This is a genomic window from Kitasatospora putterlickiae (assembly GCF_039527695.1).
In the GTDB taxonomy this organism is placed as follows: domain Bacteria; phylum Actinomycetota; class Actinomycetes; order Streptomycetales; family Streptomycetaceae; genus Kitasatospora; species Kitasatospora putterlickiae.
In genome coordinates this window covers 1-960 of the sequence record NZ_BAAAKJ010000053.1, presented here as the reverse complement: position 1 = coordinate 960, position 960 = coordinate 1, and the positions used below count along the sequence as shown (strand labels likewise).

Annotated in this window: 2 protein-coding genes; both read left to right on the top strand. The window is 76.2% G+C overall.

Annotation, left to right across the window (positions count from 1 at the left end; all coding sequences use genetic code 11):
* Window positions 1-748: response regulator (locus tag ABD308_RS06175; RefSeq protein WP_344328243.1), on the top strand; the 748-nt coding region annotated here is incomplete at its 5' end.
* The coding region (locus tag ABD308_RS06170; protein ID WP_344328241.1) for a hypothetical protein at window positions 745-960 on the top strand (216 nt) is incomplete at its 3' end. The genes ABD308_RS06175 and ABD308_RS06170, both read left to right, overlap by 4 nt.

The window sequence follows — 960 nt, the reverse complement described above, 5'->3', positions numbered from 1 at the left end:
CCTGCTCACCCTCCTCGCCCACACCGCCGCCGAGGCCCACGGCGACGACCCCCCGGCCGGCATCCGCAGCGCCGGCGACGAGGCCGCGCTGCGCGCCGCCATCGCCGAGGGCCCCTACCGCTGCGCCGTCGTCGACCTCGCCCACACCGCCGAACTCGCCCCCGTGCTGCTCACCGCCCTCCCCGAGAGCACACCGGTGCTCGGCTACCACGACGACGGCGGCCCCGCGGCGGGCGTCGGAGTGGCCGTCGACCGCCTCGAACTCCTCACCGGGCTCGACGAGTTGCGCGAACGGCTGATCGCCCTGCTGGGTGGCCGGCCACCCGCCGCGCCGGGCCCCGGCGAACCCGGCGCCCGGGTCGAGGAGCCGCTCGCCGGGCGCACCGTGCTGATCGTCGACGACGACATCCGCAACGTCTTCGCCCTCGCCGCCGCCCTCGAACAGCACGGCCTGACCGTCCTGCACGCCGCCGACGGCCGCGCCGGACTCGACCTGCTGCGCCACCGCCCCGAGACCGACCTGGTGCTGATGGACGTGATGATGCCCGGTCTCGACGGCTACGCCACCATCGCCGCCATCCGGGCGGACGAGCGCTTCGCCCGGTTGCCGGTGGTCGCCGTCACCGCCAAGGCCATGGCGGGCGACCGGGCCAAGAGCCTCGCCGCCGGCGCCGACGACCACGTCACCAAGCCCGTGGACACCGCCCTGCTGCTGGAGCGGATGCGGCACTGGCTGGACGCGTCATGACCGCAGGTCCCCAGGACCACCCTCCGCGCGACCTCGGCGGATCAGACCTCGGCGGATCAGACCTCGGCGCGGCCGACGGGGACGCGGTCGCGCGGCGGCTCGCGGGCACCGTCCGGCGGCTCCAGCACGCCGCCGAACGGATGCGCGCCGAGGAGGGCAACCGCGCGCTCGCCGACCTCGACACGGTGATCGCGCAGGACCCGCAGAACGCG